The following is a 7658-nucleotide window of genomic DNA, read 5'->3' as shown; positions in this document are numbered from 1 at the left end:
GCTCGATATATTGAAAACCATTCCGGGGCTGGAGCGCGCAATCATGCTGCAGCCCGGCTATGCCATCGAGTATGATCATGTCGATCCGCGCGAACTGCATCAGACGCTGGAGACGAAGCGCATCGGTGGTCTCTTCCTCGCCGGGCAGATCAACGGCACGACCGGCTATGAGGAAGCAGCCGGGCAAGGCCTGCTCGCAGGCCTCAATGCGGCGCGGCGGGCGGCGGGGAGCGAGCAAATCGTGCTCAGCCGCACCGAGGCGTACATCGGCGTGATGGTCGACGATTTGACCAGCCGCGGCATCGCAGAGCCCTACCGGATGTTCACGTCACGCGCCGAGTTCCGGCTGTCGCTACGCGCCGACAATGCGGATGAGCGGCTGACGCCTCTGGCGGCGAAACTGGGCATCGCCTCGGCACAGCGCATGCAGCGCTACGGGCAGGTCATGCAAAGCCTGGATGAGGCGCGGGATTTGGCGAAGTCGCTCGCCATGACGCCGAATGAGGCGGCGCGGCACGGGCTGGACATCAACCGGGATGGCGTGCGCCGGTCCGGCTATGAATTGCTGTCCTATCCCGACGTCGATGTCGCTTGGCTGGCCGGCGTCGATCCGCGCTTTGCGGCGATCGAAGGCAAGACCGCGGAGCGCCTCGAGACGGAAGCGAAGTATTCTGTCTATCTCGACCGCCAGAAGACCGACGTGGCGCAGATCCGGCATGAGGAGAGCCGGCTGATCCCCGAGACGGTCGATTTCGCCGGAGTGCCGGGTCTGTCGAACGAGCTGAAGCAGAAAATGCAGGCGCGGCGCCCGCGCTCCATAGCCGATGCCCAGCGCATGGAGGGCATGACGCCGGCGGCGCTGGCGATCATTGTCGCGCATGTCCGCCATGCGGAGAGCGCCCAGCGCCTACAAAAGGATGTTGCGTGAATTCTATGTCCCTGGAGAGCCTGCAGGATGCGGCAGGCCCGGTTTCACGTGAAACATTCGATCGGCTGGTGGCGTTCGAGCAGATGTTCCAGAAATGGAATCGCAGCATCAATCTGGTGGCGCAATCCACGTCGGGCGATGTCTGGCAGCGCCATATCCTGGACAGCGCCCAACTCGGGCGCATAGAACCCGTTGCCACACGCTGGGTGGATCTCGGCTCGGGCGGTGGGTTTCCAGGCCTTGTGATGGCGTTCCTGCTGGCCGAGCGCGACGGCGCCAGCATCGATCTGGTTGAAAGCAATCGCAAAAAGGCATCCTTCCTGCAGACCGTCGTCGGCCAGTTCAGCCTGCCGGCGCGGGTCGTGGCGCGCCGCATCGATGACAGCCATGCGCTGGTTTCGACGCCGCAAATCGTCACGGCGCGGGCGCTGGCTCCGCTTTCGACCTTGCTGGACCTGTCGGCGCCCTGGCTGGTTTCAGGCGCGCGCGGCCTGTTCCACAAAGGCCGGGATTACCGCACCGAAGTGCAAGAAAGCGTTCACCGATGGTCCTTCGATCTGGTAGAACATCCAAGTATGACCGACGTTGGCGGCGTCATCCTGGAATTGTCCAACCTGCGACCTGTCTGATCCGTCACTGACAGGCGATTTGGCGCCCAAAATGAATTTCTGGCATAAACCCATGATGAAGAATGGCCCCCGAATCATCACCGTAGCCAACCAGAAGGGCGGTGTCGGCAAGACGACGACCGCCATCAATCTGGCGACCGCGCTAGCTGCTATCGGCGAAAAGGTGCTGATCGTCGATCTCGATCCGCAGGGAAATGCCAGCACCGGTCTGGGCATCGACCGCAAGGACCGGACGGTGTCGTCCTATGACGTGTTGACCGGCGAGCTGGAGCTGGAAGCCGCGGCCATCCCCACAGCCGTGCCGGGCCTGTCGATCGTGCCGTCGACGCTCGATCTGCTCGGCATCGAAATGGAGATCGCCTCCGCGCCCGACCGGGTGCTCAAGCTGCGCAACGCGCTGCGCGCTGCGACCGAGCGCGGCGCACCCTTTGGCTATGTGCTGATCGACTGCCCGCCATCGCTCAACCTTTTGACGTTGAATTCAATGGCTGCGGCCGATTCCGTTCTTGTGCCGCTGCAATGCGAGTTTTTCGCGCTCGAAGGCCTCAGCCAGTTGCTGGAGACGGTCGAGCAGGTGCGGCGCTCGATCAATCCGGATCTCACCATCCAGGGCATCGTGCTGACCATGTATGACGGCCGCAACAATCTCGCCAACCAGGTCGTGCAGGATGTGCGGGCGCATATGGGCGACAAGGTCTACGAGACCATCATCCCGCGCAATGTGCGGGTGTCCGAGGCGCCGTCCTACGGCAAGCCGGCGATCCTCTACGATTTGAAATGCTCGGGCAGCCAGGCCTATCTGCAACTGGCATCGGAAGTGATCCGCCGCGAGCGCAAGTTACGCGCCGCTTGATGTGGCCGGATGCATAGTCAAGAGCCGATTCGATACCGAAACGATTTGGAATAGCCAACTGGAATAAAGATGAGCGAAGACCTTTCGAGAAAGAGACTGGGCCGCGGACTGGCGGCGCTGATCGGCGAGATTGATCGCCCAGTAGCACCTGAAAAACCGGGCATGAGCGCCGACGGCAAGGTGCCGATCGAGTTCCTGACCCCCAACCCGAAAAATCCGCGCCGGCATTTCGGCGACGCCGAGCTGACCGACCTTGCCCAGTCGATCCGCGAACACGGCGTCGTCCAGCCGGTGGTGGCGCGGCCTTCGCCGACACAGGCCGGACGCTACGAGATCATCGCCGGCGAGCGGCGCTGGCGTGCAGCGCAGCGCGCCGGGCTGTCCGAGATCCCGGTCATCATCCGCGAGGTCAACGATCGCACCGCGCTCGAACTGGCGATCATCGAAAACGTCCAGCGCACCGACCTCAACGCGGTCGAGGAAGCGCTCGGTTATCAGCAGCTGATCGACGAGCACGGCTACACCCAGGCCGATCTCGGCCAGGTGATCGGCAAGAGCCGCAGCCATGTCGCCAACACGCTCAGGCTCTTGAAGCTGCCGGATGTGATCCGCGACATGCTGATCGACGGCGCGCTGTCGGCGGGTCATGCCCGCACGCTGGTGACGGCGGAAGATCCGGCGGGCCTTGCCAAGCGCATCGTCGAAGAAGGACTTTCGGTGCGCCAGGCCGAAGCGCTGGCGCAGATGCCGGCCGGCACCAGCAGCGCCAGGGAAGCCAGGCCGGCGCCAAGTCCTGACGAGAAGGACGCCGACACGCTGGCGCTGGAAAAACTGTTGACCGATACGATCGGCATGATCGTGTCGGTGGATCACAAGGGCAGAGGCGGCACGCTTCGGGTAGCCTATCGCTCGCTGGAACAGCTCGATGAGTTGTGCAGGCGGCTGAAGCAGGAACGATAATTAGCCGGCGAATTATCTTCAGGCCGGATTTTTGGCGAAATCGGCGACGCCGCTAATCTCGCTCCTTGAGGGGGAGATGGCCGGCAGGCCAGAGGGGGTCGCCTCACACCAAGCGCCGGCGCCCTTGCGGAAGACATGAAGACGTAAGGAAGTAAGGAAGTAAGGAAGTAAGGAGGCCAGCGCTCCACGCGCAACGACCCCCTCTGTCGCCTTTCGGCGACATCTCCCCCTCGAGGGGGGAGATCAGCCGCGCTGCGCCAACCGGCTACTCTCCACCGCAATCCCCAGCAGCGCCTGCCGTGCCAGCGCCACGGAAAGGTCCGGCCGCCGTCGTGTCTGCAACACCGCCGTCTGCAGCCGGGTCAACGCGCGGCCGAGCGCGTCGGCGCTCCAGCGCTCCAGTGCCTTCTCGACCAGCTTGCGCCTGGAGAAAAACACCGGCGGGCGGGCGGCGGCAACGACCGAGGCGGCGTTGCGGTTACCGGACTCCATCTGGCCGCGCATGATTTGGATCTGCTGCAACTGCCGCATCGCCGAAGACAGCACCAGGAAAGGCTGGCCGCCGGACTGGCAATGGCGGGTAAAGGCAGTGTCGAAGTCGCCGATCTTGCCTTCGAGAAGCGCGTCGACCGCGTCGTCGAAAGAGGCGCCGGAGACGTCGCCCGACATCGCCTTGACCTCCTCCAGTCCGATCTCGTTCTGGCCATGTGCATAGAGCACGAGCTTCTCGATCTCGCCGCGCGAGGCCAACCGGTCGCCGCCGAGATTGCGGCGCAGCGCCTGTCTCGCCTCCATGGTCATCGACATGCCGGTCTTGCTCAGTTCGGCGTCGATGACGCCGTCGATGTCGCGCGCTTCATCGGCATAGCAAGGCAGCGCCATGGCACTGTCGGCCGCCTCGACGATGGCGCGCAATCCGACGCCTTTCTTGAGATCGCCGGCCTCGATGAGAATGATCGCATCGCGCGCCGGCTCCGCCGTCAGCGCCTTGACGTCGTCGGCCAGCGCCTTCTGGCCGCTGGCATTGCGCACCCACAAAAGGCGCCGATCGGAAAACATCGGCACGGTGCGGGCTTCGTCGAGCAGCCGGCCCTCGTCGCGGTCGACCTCCGAACCCTCGAGCCTGACCACCGAGAAGGGATCGTCGAGCGGCAGGCCGGTCTTGCCGGCAAATGCCTTCGCCCGCTCGGATACGAGGCCGCGATCGGGGCCGTAAAGCAGGACGATCGAAATGCGCTGGTCCGGCTTCGCGAGCCAGCCGTCGACCTCGTAAGCTTTCTTCTGTGCCATGCCGGGTTGGTTAGCATGATGCGGGCGTGGGGTGAACCGGGGTGTGCGTGATCTCCCCCTCGAGGGGGAGATGGCCGGCAGGCCAGAGGGGGTCGGTTCGACTGGATGCGACATTTTATGCGCCGAAAGAAGAAGTTGGCGCTCCATGCGCGGCGACCCCCTCTGTCGCCTTCGGCGACATCTCCCCCTCAAGGAGGGAGATTACGCTTCGCGCTTCCCCAATCACCCTATCTGCCAGCAAACCCGGCTCAATCTTGCGTCTAATTGCGCGCCGGCGCCCAACATCGACAAGAAATTTCGCCGACATATCTTCATCTTGGTGCGTGGGAGGCTGGATCGGCCGGCGCTGCCGGGACCGACGTCCGCAGGCTACCCGACGAATTCGCACTGGCCTGGCGGCGCAGATATGCAAATATCGACACTAGGCAACATTGGAGGACAAAGGTCATGGCCGATGCTGGGATGTTGCGTTTCCACGTTCCGGAACCGGAAGTGCGGCCGGGCGGAACGCCTGATTTTTCCAATGTGCCGATCCCCAAGGCCGGCTCGGTGCCGCGCCCCGAAATCGATGTCGATCCGCGCACCATCCGCGATCATGCCTTCTCGATCATCCGCGTGCTGAACCGCACTGGCGAGGCCGTCGGTCCCTGGGCCGGCCTGCTCTCCGATGAGGAACTTCTGGCCGGCCTGCGCCACATGATGACGCTGCGGACCTTCGACGCGCGCATGCAGATGGCGCAGCGGCAGGGCAAGACCTCGTTCTACATGCAGCATCTGGGCGAAGAGGCGGTGGCTTGCGCCTTCCGCAAGGCGCTGGCGCCGGGCGACATGAATTTCCCGACCTATCGCCAGGCAGGGCTGCTCATCGCCGACGGCTATCCGATGGTCACGATGATGAACCAGATCTATTCCAACGAGGCGGATCCGCTGAAGGGCCGGCAACTACCGGTCATGTATTCGTCGAAGGAGCACGGCTTCTTCTCGATCTCCGGCAATCTGGCGACGCAGTACATCCAGGCGGTCGGCTGGGCGATGGCCTCGGCGATCTCGAACGATTCGCGCATCGCAGCCGCCTGGATCGGCGACGGCTCGACGGCCGAATCCGATTTCCACTCGGCGCTGGTGTTCGCCTCGACCTACAAGGCGCCGGTCGTGCTCAATGTGGTCAACAACCAGTGGGCGATCTCGACTTTTCAGGGCATTGCCCGCGGCGGCTCGGGCACATTCGCGGCAAGGGGGCTCGGCTTCGGTATCCCGTCGCTGCGCGTCGACGGCAACGACTATCTCGCCGTCCATGCGGTGGCCAAATGGGCGGCGGAGCGGGCGCGCAGCAATCTCGGGCCGACGCTGGTCGAATATGTCACCTACCGCGCCGGGGCGCATTCGAGCTCGGACGATCCCTCGGCCTACCGGCCAAAGACCGAGTCCGACGCCTGGCCGCTCGGCGACCCGATCGTGCGGCTGAAAAACCATCTCATCGCGCTTGGCGTCTGGTCGGACGAGCGGCACGCGCAGGCCGAGGCAGAAATCCTCGACACGGTCATCGCGGCGCAGAAGGAAGCCGAAAGCCACGGCACGCTGCATGCCGGCGGCAAGCCGTCGACGCGCGACATGTTCGAGGGCCTCTACGCCGAGATGCCGCCGCATCTCAGACGCCAGCGCCAGCAGGCGGGAGTCTGAGCCATGCCGAGACGGACCATGATCGAGGCCATTCGCGATGCCATGGATGTATCGATGGGGCGCGACGACAAAGTCGTCGTGTTCGGCGAAGATGTCGGCTTCTTCGGCGGCGTCTTCCGCTGCACGCAGGGCCTGCAGGCCAAATACGGCAAGAGCCGCTGCTTCGACGCGCCGATCAACGAATCCGGCATTGTCGGCTCGGCCATCGGCATGGCCGCCTATGGGCTGAAGCCGTGCGTGGAGATTCAGTTTGCCGACTACATGTATCCGGCCTACGACCAGCTGACCCAGGAAGCAGCTAGGCTGCGCTATCGCTCCAATGGCGATTTCACCTGCCCGATCGTGGTGCGCATGCCGACCGGCGGCGGCATCTTCGGCGGCCAGACGCACAGCCAGAGCCCGGAAGCGCTGTTCACCCATGTGTCGGGGCTGAAGACCGTGGTGCCGTCCAACCCGCACGACGCCAAGGGGCTCTTGATCGCGGCGATCGAAGACCCCGATCCGGTGATCTTCCTCGAACCGAAGCGGCTCTACAATGGTCCGTTCGACGGCCATCACGACCGGCCGGTGACGCCGTGGTCGAAACATGAGCTCGGCGAGGTCGCCGACGGCCACTACACTGTGCCGCTCGGCAAGGCGGCGATCCGCCGGCCGGGTTCCGCCATCACGGTGCTCGCCTACGGCACCATGGTCTATGTCGCGCAGGCCGCGGCCGAGGAAACCGGCATCGATGCCGAGATCATCGATCTCAGGACGCTGCTGCCGCTCGACCTCGACACGATCGTCGCTTCGGTCAAGAAGACCGGGCGCTGCGTCATCGTGCATGAGGCGACGCTGACGTCGGGCTTCGGCGCCGAACTGTCGGCGCTGGTGCAGGAAAACTGTTTTTATCACCTCGAAGCGCCGGTTGCTCGCGTTGCCGGCTGGGACACGCCCTATCCGCATGCGCAGGAGTGGGATTATTTCCCCGGCCCCGCCCGTGTCGGCCGTGCCTTGCTTGAAACCATGGGGGCCTGAGATGGGCGAACACATCATCAAGCTGCCCGATGTCGGCGAAGGTGTCGCCGAGGCCGAGCTGGTCGAGTGGCACGTCAAGATCGGCGACATGGTGCGCGAGGACACGGTGCTCGCCGCCGTGATGACCGACAAGGCGACAGTCGAAATCCCGTCGCCGGTCGACGGCGAGATCCTGTGGCTGGGCGCCGAAATCGGCGACACGGTGGCGATTGGTTCGCCCATCGTGCGGCTGAAGGTGGCGGGCGAGGGGAATGTTGTCGCAGACACGAAATCGCCAGAGGTCACAGCGGCATCTACCCCC

Annotated in this window: 8 protein-coding genes; 7 read left to right on the top strand and 1 reads right to left on the bottom strand. The window is 64.3% G+C overall.

All coding sequences use genetic code 11. From position 1 onward, the window contains the following. From EN906_RS15840 to EN906_RS15825, 4 genes are all read left to right on the top strand, one after another. The coding region (locus tag EN906_RS15840; RefSeq protein ID WP_164777191.1) for an FAD-dependent oxidoreductase at positions 1-928 on the top strand (928 nt) is incomplete at its 5' end. Then, a complete protein-coding gene (gene rsmG / locus EN906_RS15835; RefSeq protein WP_127269178.1) occupies positions 925-1557 on the top strand; it encodes a 16S rRNA (guanine(527)-N(7))-methyltransferase RsmG in 633 nt (210 codons plus the stop codon). The genes EN906_RS15840 and rsmG, both read left to right, overlap by 4 nt. A gap of 52 nt (positions 1558-1609) precedes the next feature. After that, a complete protein-coding gene (locus tag EN906_RS15830; protein ID WP_081738757.1) occupies positions 1610-2410 on the top strand; it encodes a ParA family protein in 801 nt (266 codons plus the stop codon). Positions 2411-2479: 69 nt separating this feature from the next. After that, positions 2480-3370, top strand: a complete 891-nt coding sequence (locus EN906_RS15825; RefSeq protein ID WP_127272527.1) for a ParB/RepB/Spo0J family partition protein — start codon at positions 2480-2482, stop codon at positions 3368-3370. Positions 3371-3613: 243 nt separating this feature from the next. Here EN906_RS15825 and holA read toward each other — a convergent pair whose 3' ends face one another. Then, complete coding sequence (gene holA, locus EN906_RS15820; protein WP_127271610.1) at positions 3614-4660, bottom strand: DNA polymerase III subunit delta; 1047 nt, start codon at positions 4658-4660, stop codon at positions 3614-3616. A gap of 447 nt (positions 4661-5107) precedes the next feature. Here holA and EN906_RS15815 point away from each other — a divergent pair, with 447 nt between their 5' ends. From EN906_RS15815 to EN906_RS15805, 3 genes are all read left to right on the top strand, one after another. Next, positions 5108-6340: a 3-methyl-2-oxobutanoate dehydrogenase (2-methylpropanoyl-transferring) subunit alpha gene (locus EN906_RS15815; protein WP_127272764.1), complete on the top strand. Its 1233-nt coding sequence runs from the start codon at positions 5108-5110 to the stop codon at positions 6338-6340. Between the two features lie 3 nt (positions 6341-6343). Then, entirely contained in the window at positions 6344-7357 is a 1014-nt protein-coding gene (locus EN906_RS15810; protein ID WP_127271317.1) for an alpha-ketoacid dehydrogenase subunit beta, read from the top strand. Between the two features lies 1 nt (position 7358). Then, on the top strand, positions 7359-7658 hold a 300-nt coding region (locus tag EN906_RS15805), incomplete at its 3' end, for a biotin/lipoyl-containing protein (RefSeq protein ID WP_348629282.1).

Origin of the sequence: Mesorhizobium sp. M7A.F.Ca.CA.004.06.1.1 (assembly GCF_003999135.1) — a bacterium.
Taxonomy (GTDB): domain Bacteria; phylum Pseudomonadota; class Alphaproteobacteria; order Rhizobiales; family Rhizobiaceae; genus Mesorhizobium.
The sequence above is the reverse complement of the archived record's forward strand: the minus strand, read 5'-3'. Positions and strand labels throughout refer to the sequence as shown.

What these genes read in the sequence shown, in the direction of transcription:
- EN906_RS15830 (WP_081738757.1), top strand. Translation starts at nt 1,610, where the DNA reads ATGATGAAGAATGGCCCCCGAATCATCACCGTAGCCAACCAGAAGGGC.
- EN906_RS15825 (WP_127272527.1), top strand. Translation starts at nt 2,480, where the DNA reads ATGAGCGAAGACCTTTCGAGAAAGAGACTGGGCCGCGGACTGGCGGCG.
- holA (WP_127271610.1), bottom strand. Translation starts at nt 4,660, where the DNA reads ATGGCACAGAAGAAAGCTTACGAGGTCGACGGCTGGCTCGCGAAGCCG.
- EN906_RS15815 (WP_127272764.1), top strand. Translation starts at nt 5,108, where the DNA reads ATGGCCGATGCTGGGATGTTGCGTTTCCACGTTCCGGAACCGGAAGTG.
- EN906_RS15810 (WP_127271317.1), top strand. Translation starts at nt 6,344, where the DNA reads ATGCCGAGACGGACCATGATCGAGGCCATTCGCGATGCCATGGATGTA.